Below are 14,908 nucleotides of genomic sequence, written 5' to 3' on the forward strand. Positions count from 1 at the left end.
GTGGGCTGCTCACTGATCGCCACCCGGACCGTCAGCTCCACGACGCGGTCGTCGGCGATCCGGCCGACAGGACCGTCCCGGAATCGACCGACGACCCTACGGCACGTAGCGGCGCAACCTTCGGGCGGCGAATTCCCTGAAGTAGGAGAGCTTTTCGGGCGGAACGATGGCGGGCAGCAGGAAGTACCAGGCCCGCTCCATCCGCGCGGCCATCTGCTCGATCGACTCGGTGCCCACGGCGACGATGTGGACGCCCGAGGCCACCTCGTGCAGCAGCATCCCGACCGTCTCCGGATCGAGGTCGGATTCCAGGTCGCCCTGGGCGATGGCCCGCTCGGCGAGCAACCGGTAGGTCTCGCCCCAGGTCTTGGCGACATTGTCGCCCTGGGCGCCCTTGTAGTCACCGATCTGGTGGGTCAGCTTGAGCATCGCGCCGACCATCGGGTCGTTCATCGACAGGTCGGCCACGACGTAGGTGATGCCGATGCACGCCTCCAGCGCGGGCACCCTGGTATCGAAGAAACCCTGGCACGAGCTGATCAGTCGCTCATTGCCCTGATCGACCACGGCGCGCGCCAGCTCTTCCTTCGAACCGAAGTGAAAGTACAAGGCGCCCTTGGTCACATTGGACTGCGCGATGATCTCGCTGAGGCTCGCGTTGGCGTAGCCCAACCGTAAGAAGACATCGGCAGCACCCGCGAGGACGGAATCACGGGTGATCTCCGCACGCGCTTGCCTAGCCATCAGATCCGCCTGTCATCACTGAATCCAGCCATCCTGAAGTAGACCGACATCCTGAACTACGACCGACATACCGCCCGAACAGCACCCAGAGGTTGGGAGAACCGTACCACCAGGTGGCCGACGGGCGACCAATTCGAGCATCCATCCGGAGATGCGCTGCAATCCGCTGGTTACCACCGACGTTCTCAGTCCGCCGCGGCTCCGGTGGGCCATTCCGAATCCAGCTGGGGATCGGACTCGAGGCCGCTCAGACCGTTCCAGCACAGATTCACCAGGTGCGCGGCGACCACTTCCTTGGAGGGTTCACGCACGTCGAGCCACCAGGTCGCGGCGGTGGAGACCATGCCGACCAGTGCTTGGGCGTAGAGCGTCGCGAGACCGGGATCGAGCTCGCGGCGGCCGAAATCACCCGCCAGGATGTGGGCGACCTCGTTGACCGCTTCGTTGAGCAGGCTCGAGTACCGGCTCTCCTCGCCGGTCCCGGTGCCCGCCTGGTCGCGGACCAGGATGCGGAAGCCGTCGGTGCGCTCCTCGATGTAGGTGAGCAGCGCCAGCGCGACCTGTTCCAGGCGCACTCGCGAACGGTTGCGGGTGAGCGAGGAGGTGATCATGTCCAGCAGCATCGACATCTCGCGATCGACCACGACCGCGTATAAGCCCTCTTTACCGCCGAAGTGTTCGTACACCACGGGTTTGGACACCTGGGCGCGCTGGGCGATCTCCTCCACCGAGGTGGCGTCGTACCCGCGCTCGGCGAACAGCGAACGACCGATCTCGATCAGTTGCTGACGCCGCTGGGTTCCCGTCATTCGCGGGCGCGGCACCCGGTTCGGCTCACCCGACGACACTGGTCCGCCTCTCGCGTCTCATGAACGGACGGCGAGGTCACCGGTCCCGATTCACTCGCCGCGCACCGGGAACGATGTGGCACATGCCCCCGGCGCCTCGGCGTCGACCCTACCGTCCGGTACGCCGTCGCCCCGCCGCGACACCGCATCGCGCCGTGCGGCGGTTCGACTCGAGACGGGGTCTCGTGCGAGTATTTCACTCGTGCCGAGGCACAGCGGCGGGCTCGCCAGCATCCGCCGGTGCGACGGTCCGCCGTGGTGTAATGGCAGCACCTCTGATTTTGGTTCAGATAGTTCAGGTTCGAGTCCTGGCGGCGGAGCACACCGGCACCGTGACTATCGTCGGCCCCGCACATCGCCGACCACGCACGTCACACGCAAGCACGAGGACAGGCGCCCGAGGGAGATCCATGCCACAGCAGACCGCCGTCGTCGTTCTCGCCGCCGGAGCCGGGACGCGAATGCGGTCGAAGACCCCCAAGGTGCTGCATTCGCTCGCCGGCCGGAGCATGCTCGCCCACGCGCTGCATGCCGCGAACGAGATCGACCCGACCCATCTGATCACCGTCGTCGGCCACGACCGCGAACAGGTCGGCGCGGCCGTCGCCGACGTCGCGGCCGAACTGGGCCGCGAGATCACCCCCGCCCTGCAGGAACAGCAGCTCGGCACCGGCCACGCCGTGCGGTGCGCGCTGCGTTCGCTGCCCGAGGACTTCACCGGCGACCTGCTGGTCACCTCCGCGGACGTGCCGCTGCTCGACGGCCACACGCTGGGTGCGCTGCTCGACGAGCACCGCAGCTACCAGGAACGTTCCGCGGTGACCGTGCTGACCTTCGTCCCCGACGACGCGAACGGCTACGGCCGTATCGTGCGCGACGCCGACGGCCAGGTCGTGGCGATCGTCGAACACGCCGACGCCACCCCTGAGCAGGCCGCGATCTGCGAGGTCAACTCCGGCGTCTACGCCTTCGACGTGACCGTGCTGCGCACCATGATCGGCCGGTTGTCCACCGCCAACGCCCAGCACGAGCTCTATCTCACCGACGTGCTGAAGCTGGCCCACGAGGCAGGCCATCCCGTGCACGGCGCCCGACTGGTCGACGCGGCCAAGGTCACCGGCGTCAACGACCGGGTGCAACTCGCCGAAGCCACCCGCACCATGAACCGCTACATCCTGGAACGGCACATGCGCTCCGGGGTGACGATCATCGACCCGGCCACCACCTGGGTGGACGCGGGCGTGCGGATCGGTCGCGACGCCGTGCTGCGGCCGGGCGTGCAGTTGCTCGGCAACACCGTCGTCGGCGAGGACGCCGAGGTCGGTCCGGACAGCACGCTGACCGATGTGGTGGTCGGCGACGGCGCGTCGGTGGTGCGCACGCACGGTTCCGGCGCGGCCATCGGCCCCGGCGCGAGCATCGGACCGTTCGCGTATCTGCGGCCGGGCACCACCGTCGGCGAGGCAGGCAAGCTCGGGGCATTCGTCGAAACCAAGAACGCCTCGATCGGCGCGCACTCCAAGGTTCCGCACCTGACCTATGTCGGCGACGCGACCATCGGTGAGCACAGCAACATCGGCGCGTCCAGCGTGTTCGTCAACTACGACGGGGTGACCAAACATCACACCGTGGTCGGTTCCCACGTGCGCACGGGCAGCGACACCATGTTCGTCGCGCCGGTGACCGTGGGTGACGGCGCCTATACGGCGGCGGGTACTGTACTGCGCAGGAACGTTCCGCCAGGAGCTCTGGCGGTGTCCGGTGGGCCGCAGAAGAACCTCGAGAACTGGGTGCCGCGGAATCGGCCGGGAACCGCGGCGGCGATCGCGGCGGCTCGAGCCCTCGCGGCCGATGAGAAATCAAGTCAGGCAACAGAGCAAAAGGATGGCGAACAGTAGTGACCGCATCATGGATCGATAATCAGAAGAACCTGATGCTCTTCTCCGGACGCGCTCATCCCGAGCTCGCCGAGCAGGTCGCCAAGGAACTGGACGTCCAGGTCACCCCGCAGACCGCGCGCGATTTCGCCAACGGTGAGACCTTCGTGCGCTTCGAGGAGTCGGTGCGCGGCTCGGACGCCTTCGTACTGCAGAGCTTCCCGGCTCCGGTGAACCAGCACCTGATGGAACAGCTCATCATGATCGACGCGCTCAAGCGCGGTTCGGCCAAGCGGATCACCGCGGTGCTGCCCTTCTACCCCTACGGCCGTCAGGACAAGAAGCACCGCGGCCGCGAGCCCATCTCCGCCCGCCTGGTCGCCGACCTGCTCAAGACCGCGGGCGCGGACCGCATCATCACCGTCGACCTGCACACCGATCAGATCCAGGGCTTCTTCGACGGCCCGGTCGACCACATGCACGCGCTGTTCCAGCTCTCCGAGCACGTGCGGGCGAACTACAGCCTGGAGAACATCACCGTCGTCTCCCCCGACGCCGGTCGCGTGAAGGTCGCCGAGAAGTGGGCCAATGCCCTCGAGGGCGCGCCGGTGGCGTTCATCCACAAGACCCGCGACCCGCTGGTGCCCAACCAGGTGAAGTCGCACCGTCCGGTCGGTGACGTCGACGGCCGCACCTGCATCCTGATCGACGACATGATCGACACCGGTGGCACCATCGCCGAGGCCGTGCGCGTGCTGCGCGAGGCGGGTGCGGGCGATGTCGTCATCGCCGCCACCCACGGCGTGCTGTCGGCGCCCGCCGCCGAGCGTCTCGCCGCCTGCGGCGCCCGCGAGGTCGTGGTCACCAACACCGTGCCGATCACCGAGGACAAGAAGTTCCCGCAGCTGACGGTGCTGTCCATCGCCCCGCTGCTGGCCCGCACCATCCGCGAGGTCTTCGAGAACGGTTCGGTCACCGGGCTCTTCAACGGCAACGCTTAGTATTTCGACGCGCGAAGGGCGGTCCCGGATGATCCGGGACCGCCCTTCGTCGCTTATCGGCCTTCGTCGCTTATCGGCCTTCCAGCGCTATCCGCAGAGCAATACGTCACAGCCGTTCTGCGGCCCGGCGGACAGGGTGGACAGCGTGGCCATGATGAGGAACAGGACGGAGTAGGCGCCGTATGCGGCCGAGCCCGCTTCCGGGCCGACCTGGGGGATCTCGATGGGCATGAAGCCCGAGCCGGAGCCGCCCGCCGTGTCGCCGAGTTCTTGGACCGCGGTGCCGGTCATCGGTTCGAGGGGCAGGCCGGGAGCCGCGGCGGCCTGGCCCGCGCCCGTTGCCGCCGCAAGGGTGATCGCCGCCGCCGCGAGGCCGCTCGTCAAGGTTCGCCGCACAGTCTTCCTCCTGTCGTCCCTATTTCTTGGGGCAAAGAAAACATGGTAATCCGCTGTAGGACAACCACTTTCGACTTCGCAGCGTCTTGGCGAACAGCCGAGTACGCAAGAGATGAGCCGATGACTCGGGCCCGTGCGGCGTGCGCGATGTCCGAGGTCCGTGGTACGCATGGAATGCTGTCGACGGCCGATCGCGCTGCCGCAGGCCGAGAAGGGGGGAACGTCATGACGACGCCGGAGGATCCCCGACCGGGGATCGATCTCGAAAAGCCTGGACCGGATCCGGCCCAGGCGGACCCGACGCTGCTCGCACAGCCGACCGGTTCGCCGGTTCCGCAGGCGCCCGCGCCCGGTTTCGGCGGGGCCGGAGATCAGGTGCCGGGGACGCCGCCGTCGGCCTACCCCTCATATCCCTCCTACCCCTCGTACCCCGCCCAGCCGGCGCCGCCCGGACAACAGGCGTCGTACGGCTCGCCCTCGGAGTACGGCCCGCACACCGGGTATCCCTCGCCGCCGTCCTCCGCCCCGGGATACTCGGGGCAGCCGGGATACTCGGGGCAGTCGCCGTATGCCGCGCCGCCCCCGCCGCCCGGGAATCCGTATCCGGCGCAGGGCGGGTTCGCGCCCGCTCCTCCGGCCGGACCGTACGGCGCCCCGTACCCCGGTGCCTACGTTCCGCCACCGGTCTACAGTCCGCCCGGTGTGCCGACCCCGCACGGCTATCTGGAGTCGCCGACGCCGATCTTCTCGATCATGAGTTTCGCCCTCGCGGCCGCGAGCGTGGCCGCGATCTTGATGCTGTGCGGCTTTCCTGCGTTGCTCACCGCGCCCGCGGGCATCGTGCTCGGGATCGTCGGACACAACAAGAAGGAGTCGTTAGGGCTCGGCGCGGCGATCACCAACGGGGTGATTCTGGCGCTGGTGCTGTTGGTGATCCTGTTCGTGGCGGGCGCGATCTGGTCGGTCTGAGCATCCCGCCCCTCGGATCGGTCCGCCGGACTCGCACTCGGGGTCCTGAATCGAGATCGTCCGAACAGCGAATCCCCGATGTCGCCTACCGGCCGCGGAGATATCCCGGGTCGATACTGGTTCGGACTTCGCGTGCCGTCGACGGGCCGGTCTCGCGGTCGATCCGGCCGATCGGCGATAAAGACGCGGGCCAGGTGGTACTCCAAGCGTTGGTGATGCCGACACGACCAGGAGAGCGTCCATGACCGATCCGAAGAACCCCGAGGACCAGAGCGACCCGCACGCCGGCGCCACACCACCGGAGCGCGAGGCGACGCCGCCGTCGTTGTCGAAGGGATCCGGAGGTTCGCCGTCGTCAGGCACGACACCGCCTTCCGGCACGACACCGCCCTCCGGCACGACACCGCCCTCCGGCACGACACCGCCCTCCGGCACAACACCGCCCTCCGGCACAACACCGCCGCCCGCCGGAGCGGGGTCGTCCACAGGCATGCCCAGGTGGGGTGAGCCGAACGAGACCAGCGCCTATCCGGGCGAGCCCGGCTTCCCGAGCCAGCCGCCGCCGTACCCGGGGCAGGGGCAGGGGCAGGGGCAGGGGCAGGGGCAGCCGCCCTATCCCGGTCAGGGGCAACCCCCGTATCCGGGCGCCGGGCAGACGTCGTATCCGGGCGCGGGCCATGAGCCCTATCCGGGCGCAGGCCAGGGCGGGTATCCGGGATATCCGCCGGCCGGTGGGCAACCGCAGGTACCCGGGCAGGGCGGCTACCAGGGATACCAGCCCCGATACGAACCGTTCGGCGCCGAACAGCCGCAGCGGCAGGGTCCGCAGGTCATGTCGATCATCGGGTTCGTCTGCGCGGCTGTCGCGCTGTTCTTCTGCCCGATTCTGTTCGGGCCGGTCGGCATCGTGCTGGGCGTGGTCGGGCACACCAGAGGCGAATCGCTGGGTAAGTGGGCCGCGATCGTCTCCGCGGTAGCGCTGATCGTCGGCCTGCTGCTCGGTCTGGCGTTCTACAACTCCGACATCGTGCCCAACCAGAGCTGATCCCGGCCGGAGCCGATTTCCGGCCAGGACCGATCCGGCCGGAACTGCCCCCTGGGCGGTCCCGGTCGCCCGCGCGGCGGCGTCGGTCGTAGGGTCGGTGCATGGCTGGATTCGGTGGCTTCCCGCTCGCGGGCCTGGACCTCTACGAAGACCTCGAGGTCGACAATTCGAAGACGTTCTGGACCGCCCACAAGCACGTCTACGAGCAGGCCGTGCGCGACCCGATGCTGGCGCTGACCGCCGAGCTGGAAGCCGAGTTCGGCACGGCCAAGATCTTCCGCCCCTACCGCGACGTGCGCTTCGCCAAGGACAAGGCGCCGTACAAGACCCACCAGGGCGCGGTGGCCGGGACCGCGCCCGGTGTGGGCTGGTACGTGCAGATCGGCGCTGCGGGCTTGTTCGTCAGCGGTGGTTTCTACCGCGGATCCGCCGAGCAGGTCGCGCAGTTCCGCCGAGCCGTCGACGACGACGTGCGCGGCCGGGAACTGGAGTCGATCCTCCAGCCCATCGTGAGCGCAGGCTTCGACCTCGGCGGCGAGACGTTGAAGACGAAACCCAAGGGATACGACGCCGACCATCCGCGCATCGCCCTGCTCAGGCACAAATCGCTCACCTGCTCCCACGCCTTCGGCGCACCGGAGTGGCTGTCCACCCCGCAGACCGCCGACCAGGTGCGCACGGCGTGGACGACCCTGCGTCCGCTGGTGGAGTGGTTGACCGCCGTGGTCGGCCCCGCCAACGCCTGACGCCGTCTCACCGAATTGGAGCGGCCGCCCGAGCTGAGTCGAGCCCACCCAGATCGGACAGTCACCTCGCCCGAGAGCAGATCTCGTCCTGCCAGGACCGGCCTGCGGACAGTCGGCCCTGGCAGCCCGCTCACTGCCTCGTGGCGAGGACCAAGGCGAAGCGATCGTCGGGGTCGGTCCACACCTGTTCGACGGTGAAGCCCGACTCGGCCAGTTCCGTGCCGAGCCCGTCGATGCGGAACTTGGCGGAGATCTCGGTACGCATCTGCTCGCCGCGCGCGAAATCGACGGTCAGGTCGAGGTCGGCGACGGTGACGGTCATGTCCTCGGTCGCGGCCAAGCGCATCTCGATCCACTCGTTGTCGGCGTCCCACACCGCGACGTGCTCGAACTTCTCCGGGGCGAAGTCGGCGCGCAGGCGGTGGTTGAGCACGTGCAGCACATTGCGGTTGAAGGCGGCGGTCACGCCCTGGGCATCGTCATAGGCGGGGACGAGCACGGCAGGATCGATCACCAGGCCCGCGCCGAGCAGCAGACGCTCACCGGGTTCGAGAACATCGTGGATACCGGTGAGGAAGTTCCGGCGTTCCTCGGGGACGAGGTTGCCGATGGTGCCGCCCAGGAAGGCGATCATCCGGCGGCCGCCGCGCGGCAACGTCTGCAGGGTGTCGGTGAAGTCGCTGACGACGCCGTGCACGGCCAGGGCCGGGAACTCCGCGGCCACCTCGGCCACGGCCGCGCGCAGCGCCGCCGACGAGACGTCCTGTGGCACATAGGTGTGCAGCGGTCCCTGCGCCGTCAGCGCGCTGAGCAGCAGCCTGGTCTTGGCGGCCGAACCCGCCCCGAGTTCGACGAGCACCTCCGCCTGCGCGAGCCGGGCGATCTCGCCGACGACCCGCTGCAGCAGCGCGCGTTCGGTCCGGGTCGGGTAGTACTCCGGCAACGCGGTGATCTGCTCGAACAACTCGCTACCTCGCGCGTCGTAGAACCACTTCGGGGGCAACGATTTCGGATCGGCGGTGAGTCCGCGCTCGGCATCCGCACGCAAGGCCGAGGTGAGGTCGGCGTCGGTGAGGTGCACTTCCATGGTCGGTGCTGTCATGCGTTCGGCCTTTCGGTGTGCGCGGCGTCTGCCGACTCGGACGGGGCCGTATGGAAAGAGGAAAGGGCCGGATCGGATACCGGCGGGGGTGGGGCGGCGGGGGCGCCGGTGACGATGAGCGGGTCGACGGCGAGGTGGCCGGGTTCGGCCCGGACGAGGCAGCGGTCCGGAATCTGCTGCCAGCGGGGGTCGTCGTCGTAGGGCTCCGAGGACAGGATCGCGAAATCGTCGGTGACCAGGGCGGCGAGTGAGTGGTGGACGGTCGTGGCCAGCAGGTGGGAACCGTCGCAGAGCAGGAGATTGAGCCGGGCGGACGGGGCGTGGTCCAGCACAGCGGCGGCGAACAGCCGCAGCGCCGACGCCGGGTTGTCGCCGTAGCCGCCGGCTTCCGCGGCGACGACAAGATCGCCGAGCAGTACCCACAGCGCCGCGGCATCGGTGCAAGACTCGGCGTCCAGTATCCGGGCGGTCTGGAACAGCCTGGTCTGGCCGGCGCGGGTGGCGGCGGCGTCGAGATCGGCGACGACGGCGGTGAGGGTGTGCCGCCAGTCCGGCACGACGCCGTTGTGGCCGGCCGCCCAGCGACCGGTGACGAACGGAGCGCAGGCGCTGCGCTCGATCGGCATGCCGACGGTGGCGGAGCGGACCGAGCCGAGCACGGCGGTGGACTCCAGTTGCCCGAGGACTTCGGTGACCGCGGGGTCGCTCCAGATCGGTTCCCGATTGCGGTACCGGCTGACCCGCGGGCCGTCCGGGCCGGGACGCCACCAGGCCACGCCGAAGCCGTCGGCGTTGATGGTGCCGCCCTCCCGCATGTCGCGCGGCGCCCACGACTGCCGGTACAGCGAATGCGGGCCGCGGGTGAGTAGTTCGCCGACCGCGACCGGCGGGCCGACGTAGCCGAGATGCCTGCACATCAGCGCTCGTCCGCTCCCAAGTCGCGCGCCGGCCGGAAGCCGGCGAAGATCTGCCTGCGGATCGGATGGTCCCAGTTGCGGAAGGTGCCGCGGCAGGCGACCTGGTCGGTACCGAACGAACCGCCGCGCAGCACCCGGTAGTCGCCGCCGAAGAAGACCTCGGAGTACTCGCGGTAGGGAAACGCGCGGAAGCCCGGATAGGGGTCGAAGCCCGAGGACGTCCATTCCCAGACGTCGCCGATCATCTGGTGCGCGCCGGTCGGCGACGCCCCCGCCGGGTAGGCGCCGACCTCGGCGGGTTCCAGATGTCGTTGTCCCAGATTGGCTTTCGACTCATCGGGGTCGGCTTCGCCCCACGGGTACCGGCGGGAGGTTCCGGTGGCCGGGTCGAAGCGGGCCGCCTTCTCCCATTCGGCCTCGGTGGGCAGACGTTTGCCCGCCCAGCGCGCGAACGCCTCCGCCTCGAACCAGCACACGTGCACCACCGGCTGACGGGGCCGCAGAGGCGTGATCGCGCCGAAGACCCGTCGCCACCAGCGGCCGTCGCTGTCGCGCTCCCAGAACTGCGGCGCGGTCAGGCCGGCGCTCGTCCGATGCTCCCAGCCCCGCTCGGACCACAGCTCCGGCCGTCGGTAGCCGCCGTCGTCGACGAAGGCGAGGTATTGCTCGTTGGTGACCGGCGCGGCGTCGATGGCGAAGGCGGGCACGTGCACCGGATGCGCGGGCCGCTCGTTGTCCAGGGCCCACGGGTCCGCCGAGGTGCCCATGAGGAATTCGCCGCCGGGCACGATCACCTCGCCGGCGATGCCGATCCGCGCCGCCGGGGCGGGCGGCGCGGCGAGCACCGGTTCGCCCGCTCGCAACTGGTGGGTGGCGAGCATGGTCTCGTCGTGTTGCTGCTCGTGCTGGGCGATCATGCCGAAGGCGAATCCGCCCTCGATCAGCGGTCCGCCGCGAAGGGGGTTGCGCTCCAGCACATCCCACACCTTTTCCCGCACCGTGCCGGCATAGCCGCGGGCCTGGGCGGGATCGAGCAGCGGCAGCGCCGGACGGTTCGCCCTGGCGTGCTTGAAGGCGTCGTAGAGCTCGTCGATGTCGGCGCGTACGGCCTCCCGGCCGCCCACGTCGCGGACGAGCCACAGCTCCTCCTGGTTGCCGATATGCGCCAGGTCCCAGACCAGCGGGCTCATCAGCGGGGAATGCTGGGCGACCAGGTCGCTCTCGTCCACGGCGTCGGTGAGTGCCGCGGTGCGAGCGCGGGCCGTGGTCAGCACGTCGGCGATGCGTGCGCGAAGCAGGTCGGTGTCGGCGTGGTCGGTCGCGCCGAACCCATCGGTGGCGGGGGCGGGCGGTGAGCTTTCGGCAGGCGTCGGGTCGGTGGAGGTGAAGGAGTCGGTCACGATCGATCTCTTCCGATGAGCAGGGAGGCGAACTCTGGAACAGGCTCGCGGAGGGACGGTCGGCGCAGACCCACAGCCTGACCTCCGCGGAGATTCCCCGGCGGATGTCTGCCGAGGTCTCCGGAGGGAGCCGGACAGGTGCGCGTTCCGACGCGGGACACCGGGAGTGGGACAGCGGGCGCCGAGCTCGAGCAGGAGCCGATGACGGCCCGCCGGGCGTCCGAGGACGAGGCGGCGGACCCGTTCGAGCGAACGAGTCTCACGGCAGCACCCGGATGGGCTCGTCGGCCGGGGTTCGCCCGGCTCGGCAGCGACGCGCCGCGGCGGCGAGGTCGGTCGCGGCCGCGGGAGTGCGGGCGTGAGCGGCTGCCAGCTCGAGAAGATCGGCGGCGGACCCGCGGATCTCCGGATCGGTCAGACCGCAACGCGCTGCCTGCGACCACTGTCCGGCGGTCGACGCGGCGAGGCGGGTGGCCTCGGCGACGACCTGGCGGGTCGACAGCAGCGCGTCGAAGAGGTGGACGGGGACGGTCCAGTCCTCGCCGGGCTGGGCGTCGAGGTAGCGGATCTCGAAGTAGCCCGAGGCGCGGACCGGGGGGAACAGCGTGGTCAGGTGGTAACGGAGATCGTCGGTGCCGGGGCGGCGGCCGACCTCGTCGTCGAGTGCGCCGGACATCCAGTCGGCGAAGGTGGCCCCGGGCGGGGGTGACCAGTCGGGGCAGCCGGGCACGGACCGGTTCACGGGCTCGTCCGGTCTGCGCAGGCACAGCAGCGGCACGTCCAGGGCCCAGCGAGCGTAGCCGGTGATCGGGTCGGGCCAGTCCTGCACGGGCGGGCGGGTGCGGGTGTTGTCCAGGCGCAGCCAGGTGCGCATTCGCTGGGAGGCCCAGTCGCCGGGCGGGGCGCCGCGCAGATCCGGCGAGCAGGCGAAGGCGGCCACCAGGGCCGGACCGGCCGCGTACAGCATGGTCCAACGCGCGGCCACTTCCGCGGCGTCGGCGCCCGCGTCCACGCTGACCTGCGTGGCGGCGGTATTGCACATCATGAGCTTGCCGAACGGGCCGATGCCCGCGAAGAACCGCTCCATGGCCCGGTAGCGGGGCGAGCGCAGCACGCGATCGGCACAGCGGTCGGCGTCGGCGGCGCGGGCGACGGGCTTGATGTCCGCGGCGGCGAGGAGTTCGGTCAGCAGGCGCGCGTCGGCGCGCAGGTTGTCGCACAGGTCGGCGGCAGTGGTGAACGGGTCGCTGGACAATTCGATCTGACCGCCGGGTTCGACGGTGACCCGGCTGCCACCCGGTAGCGGAAGGGCCGGGGAGCCTGGGTCGAGCGAGAGGGGAGCGTGCGGGCCGAGAGCGGCGGCGAGTGCGGACAACCGCGGGCGCGGAATGGGGCCGGACGCCGGACACTCACCCTGCACGGTGAGCCACTCCAGTTCGGCGCCGATCAGCGCGGGTGGCCCGAGTTTGAAGCACACTCCCCCGAGGAAGGCTTCCGCCGCGGCGCGCGAGGACAATGCGCCGGAGGAATCGGCCAAGCCGGCCGTACCCTGATGTTCGAGCGTGACCGCCATGCGAGCCTCCCACCGAGTGTGGTTGCGGACAGAGCATTCACCGACCAGAACCAGCGTAGCGATCATCACCGACAAGAAACGACCCTGAAAAGGGACAGACGGTCGGGCTAGTGTCGTCGGCATGCTGGACGACAACCGCGTGCGCGCCGACACCCCGGGCCTGGTGGCCGACCCCGACCTGGTCTTTCTCGACAGCGCGGGCTCCTCGCTGCCGCCGCGCGTGGTGCTCGACACCCAGCTCGGGCATCTGCGCCGGGAAGCCGAGGTCGGCGGCTACCGGGCGGCCGCCGAACGACTCGACGACCTGGCCGCGGTCAAAGCGGCCATCGGCGAGCTCATCGGCGCCGACCCGGCCGATATCGCGCTCAGCGACAGCGCCACCCGCTCCTGGTCGGACTTCTTCCACTCGGTGCCGCTTCGCCCCGGCGACCGCGTTCTCATCAGCGGCTCGGATTACGCCAGCAATGCGATCGCCGCCATGCACCGAGCCGCCGAGACCGGCGCGACGGTCGAACAGATCCCTGACGACGACACCGGGCAGCTGGATCTGGACGCCCTCGCGGCCATGGTCGACGAGCGAGTCGCCCTGGTCTCGCTGCTGCACGTCCCGACGAACGGCGGACTGGTGAACCCGGCCGCGGAGGCGACCACGATCGCGCACTCGGTGGGCGCGCTGGTGCTGCTCGACGCCTGTCAGTCGGCCGGACAGCTCCCCCTCGACGTCGCCGGACTCGGTGTGGACGCGCTCTCGGTGACCGGTCGAAAATGGCTGCGCGGTCCCCGTGGCACCGGATTCCTCTATGTGCGGCCGGGTTCCACCGCCGGGCTCGTCCCGCAACGCCTCGACCTGCACAGCGCGCAGTGGAGCGCACCGGATGCCTACGAACTCGCCCCCGACGCCCGGCGATGGGAATTCTGGGAGTGCGACGTGGCGGCCAGGCTGGGACTCGGCGCGGCCGTGCGCTATCTGCTCGACCTCGGCCCCGACGAGGTCTACACCGCCATCGCCGACCGCGCCGCCTACCTGCGCGCCGCACTCGCTGACCTGCGCGGAGTCACCGTACGCGACAACGGCGTCCTGCGCGGCGGCATCGTGTCGTTCACCGTCGACGGGTTAGAGGCCACCGAGGTGCGCGACCGGCTCGCGGCCGAGAACATCACCCTCACCGTCAGTTTCGCCTCCTCCACGCTGCTGGACATGACCGCGCGCGGCCTGCCCGCGGTGGTCCGGGCCTCGCCGCACTGCTTCGTGAGCTACCCGGAGCTGGACCGATTCGTGCGCGCCCTGGCGGCACTGTAGATGTCACAGCGGGAACTGATCGTGCTCGGCACCGGCAGCCAGGTGCCGACCAAGCTGCGCAACCACAACGGATATGTGGTGCGCTGGGGTCGGGAAGGCCTGCTGTTCGATCCGGGTGAGGGCACGCAACGGCAGATGGCCTTCGCCGGGGTCTCGGTCTCCGACCTCACCCATATCGCGCTGACCCACTTCCACGGCGATCACTGCCTCGGGCTGCCCGGCATCGTGCAGCGCGTCAACCTCGACGAGGTCGCGCACCCCATCGACGCCTACTATCCCGCCTCCGGCCAGGTCTTCTTCGACCGGCTGTGCCAGGCCAGCGCCTTCTATCACCGCATCGACCTGCGACCGCACCCCGTCACCGGACCGGGGGTGCTCGACACCCCCGACGCGACCTTCCAGCTGCGCGCGGTGCCGCTCTCGCATCCGGTGGAGGCGTTCGGCTACCGGCTCACCGAACCCGCGAGCAGGCGGATGTTGCCCGATCGGTTACGCGCCTTCGGCATTCGCGGACCACGCGTCGCGGAATTGCAACGCGCGGGCAGCATCGTCGCCGGTGATCGCACCGTCACCCTCGACGAGGTGAGCGAGCCCCGGCCCGGCCAGAGTTTCGCCTTCGTCATGGACACCCGACTGTGCCCGGGCGTGCTGGAGGCAGCCGCCGGGGTGGACATGCTCGTCATCGAGGCCACCTTCCTCGACGCCGAAGCCCACCTCGCCGAAGAACACGGTCACCTCACCGCGGGTCAGGCCGCCCGCGCCGCCGCCGAGGCAGGTGTCCGCACCCTCGTGCTCACCCACTTCTCCCAGCGCTACCGCACGCTGGACGACCACCGTCGCGAAGCCGAGGAGCACTTCCCGGGGGAACTGTTCGTCGCCGAGGACCTGCAACGCATCCCTTTCCCCGCCCGACAGTGAGCGAGGGAGCACCCCGCGCAGCGAGAAAAAAACCGCGAGTGTCTCCTCGACGCCGAAATCTCGTGAAATGCT

Annotated in this window: 14 protein-coding genes and 1 tRNA gene; 8 read left to right on the forward strand and 7 right to left on the reverse strand. The window is 69.8% G+C overall.

The genetic code is table 11. The features are described from left to right. Positions 1–96 precede the first annotated feature (96 nt). On the reverse strand, positions 97–744 hold the full coding sequence (locus NS3_RS02535; protein ID WP_067852918.1) for a TetR family transcriptional regulator: 648 nt from the start codon (positions 742–744) through the stop codon (positions 97–99). Between the two features lie 185 nt (positions 745–929). Beyond that, entirely contained in the window at positions 930–1,553 is a 624-nt protein-coding gene (locus NS3_RS02540; RefSeq protein WP_067852920.1) for a TetR/AcrR family transcriptional regulator, read from the reverse strand. Positions 1,554–1,841: 288 nt separating this feature from the next. Here NS3_RS02540 and NS3_RS02545 point away from each other — a divergent pair. From NS3_RS02545 to NS3_RS02555, 3 genes are all read left to right on the forward strand, one after another. Beyond that, positions 1,842–1,912 (forward strand) — tRNA-Gln (locus NS3_RS02545). Between the two features lie 90 nt (positions 1,913–2,002). Continuing rightward, complete coding sequence (gene glmU / locus NS3_RS02550) at positions 2,003–3,490, forward strand: bifunctional UDP-N-acetylglucosamine diphosphorylase/glucosamine-1-phosphate N-acetyltransferase GlmU (RefSeq protein WP_067852921.1); 1,488 nt, start codon at positions 2,003–2,005, stop codon at positions 3,488–3,490. After that, positions 3,490–4,470, forward strand: a complete 981-nt coding sequence (locus NS3_RS02555) for a ribose-phosphate diphosphokinase (RefSeq protein ID WP_067852922.1) — start codon at positions 3,490–3,492, stop codon at positions 4,468–4,470. The genes glmU and NS3_RS02555 overlap by 1 nt, the downstream gene beginning before the upstream one ends. Before the next feature lie 87 nt (positions 4,471–4,557). Here the strand turns inward: NS3_RS02555 and NS3_RS02560 are convergent, their stop codons facing one another. Beyond that, complete coding sequence (locus NS3_RS02560; protein ID WP_157101131.1) at positions 4,558–4,866, reverse strand: hypothetical protein; 309 nt, start codon at positions 4,864–4,866, stop codon at positions 4,558–4,560. 225 nt (positions 4,867–5,091) lie between these two features. Here NS3_RS02560 and NS3_RS29675 point away from each other — a divergent pair, with 225 nt between their 5' ends. The 3 genes from NS3_RS29675 to NS3_RS02575 all read left to right on the forward strand — a co-directional run bounded on the left by NS3_RS29675 (position 5,092) and on the right by NS3_RS02575 (position 7,626). Beyond that, positions 5,092–5,835 carry a hypothetical protein gene (locus NS3_RS29675; RefSeq protein ID WP_067852924.1) on the forward strand — a complete coding sequence of 248 codons (744 nt, stop codon included), beginning with the start codon at positions 5,092–5,094 and terminating at the stop codon, positions 5,833–5,835. Between the two features lie 490 nt (positions 5,836–6,325). Next, positions 6,326–6,880, forward strand: coding sequence for a hypothetical protein (locus NS3_RS28820; RefSeq protein WP_157101132.1), 555 nt, complete (start codon positions 6,326–6,328; stop codon positions 6,878–6,880). Between the two features lie 101 nt (positions 6,881–6,981). Beyond that, entirely contained in the window at positions 6,982–7,626 is a 645-nt protein-coding gene (locus NS3_RS02575; RefSeq protein ID WP_067852928.1) for a DUF2461 domain-containing protein, read from the forward strand. Positions 7,627–7,756: 130 nt separating this feature from the next. On the opposite strand, the gene egtD is transcribed toward NS3_RS02575, so the two are convergent. From egtD to egtA, 4 genes are all read right to left on the reverse strand, one after another. Then, positions 7,757–8,728 carry an L-histidine N(alpha)-methyltransferase gene (gene egtD / locus NS3_RS02580; RefSeq protein WP_067852930.1) on the reverse strand — a complete coding sequence of 324 codons (972 nt, stop codon included), beginning with the start codon at positions 8,726–8,728 and terminating at the stop codon, positions 7,757–7,759. Beyond that, positions 8,725–9,645 carry an ergothioneine biosynthesis protein EgtC gene (gene egtC / locus NS3_RS02585; protein ID WP_084494986.1) on the reverse strand — a complete coding sequence of 307 codons (921 nt, stop codon included), beginning with the start codon at positions 9,643–9,645 and terminating at the stop codon, positions 8,725–8,727. Before egtC ends, egtD begins: the two co-directional genes overlap by 4 nt. Next, positions 9,645–10,943 carry an ergothioneine biosynthesis protein EgtB gene (egtB, locus tag NS3_RS02590; RefSeq protein WP_067853513.1) on the reverse strand — a complete coding sequence of 433 codons (1,299 nt, stop codon included), beginning with the start codon at positions 10,941–10,943 and terminating at the stop codon, positions 9,645–9,647. The genes egtC and egtB overlap by 1 nt, the downstream gene beginning before the upstream one ends. 361 nt (positions 10,944–11,304) lie before the next feature. Then, the gene (gene egtA, locus NS3_RS02595) at positions 11,305–12,618 is read right to left on the reverse strand and encodes an ergothioneine biosynthesis glutamate--cysteine ligase EgtA (protein WP_067852932.1); all 1,314 of its coding nucleotides are present in this window, start codon (positions 12,616–12,618) and stop codon (positions 11,305–11,307) included. Positions 12,619–12,739: 121 nt separating this feature from the next. Here egtA and NS3_RS02600 point away from each other — a divergent pair, with 121 nt between their 5' ends. Together NS3_RS02600 and NS3_RS02605 are read left to right on the forward strand one after the other, a co-directional pair. After that, entirely contained in the window at positions 12,740–13,918 is a 1,179-nt protein-coding gene (locus NS3_RS02600) for an aminotransferase class V-fold PLP-dependent enzyme (protein ID WP_067852934.1), read from the forward strand. Continuing rightward, positions 13,919–14,836 (forward strand): ribonuclease Z, encoded by a 918-nt coding sequence (locus NS3_RS02605; RefSeq protein ID WP_067852935.1) that lies wholly within the window; start codon positions 13,919–13,921, stop codon positions 14,834–14,836. It abuts the gene before it with no gap. The last annotated feature ends 72 nt before the right edge of the window (positions 14,837–14,908 follow it).

It is taken from the genome of Nocardia shimofusensis NBRC 100134, from assembly GCF_001613125.1.
Taxonomy (GTDB): Bacteria; Actinomycetota; Actinomycetes; order Mycobacteriales; family Mycobacteriaceae; genus Nocardia; species Nocardia shimofusensis.